The 445-nt window shown below is 46.1% G+C and carries 1 protein-coding gene; it reads right to left on the bottom strand.

Annotation, left to right across the window (positions count from 1 at the left end):
* The coding region (locus KH400_RS29685) for a hypothetical protein (protein WP_217228005.1) at positions 1 to 445 on the bottom strand (445 nt) is incomplete at both ends.

A 445-nucleotide genomic window follows, 5' to 3' on the forward strand; every position in this document is an offset into this window, starting at 1 on the left:
CTTCCCCTCCCTCTTTTTTTCCCTCCTCTTTCCCTTTTCTTTCTCCCCTTTCCCTCCCTTTTTTTCTCTCTTTTTCCTCTTCCTTTTCTTTTTCTCCCCCCCCTTCCCTTTCCCCCTTCTCTCTTCCCTCCCTTCCTTCCTCCCCTCCCCTTTTCTCTCTCTCTTTCCCTTCCCCTTCTTTTTCCTCTTTCTCTCTCCTTCTCCCTTTCTCCTCCTCTTCTTTCCCCCTCCTTCCCCTCTTTTTTCCCTCTTCTCCCTTTTCTTCTCTTTCTTTTCTTTTTTTCTCTTCTTCTTCTCTTTCCTCCCCTTCTTTCTCCTCTTCCTTCTTCTTCTCTTCCCCTTTTTCTTCTCCCTCCCTCTTTTCCTCCTTCTCTTTCTCCTCTTTTTTTTCCCCCTCTTCTCCTTCTTTCTCCCCCTCTTCCTTTTTTTTTTCTTTCCTCCTCTT

This window comes from Desertibacillus haloalkaliphilus (genome assembly GCF_019039105.1).
Lineage (GTDB): Bacteria > Bacillota > Bacilli > Bacillales > KJ1-10-99 > Desertibacillus > Desertibacillus haloalkaliphilus.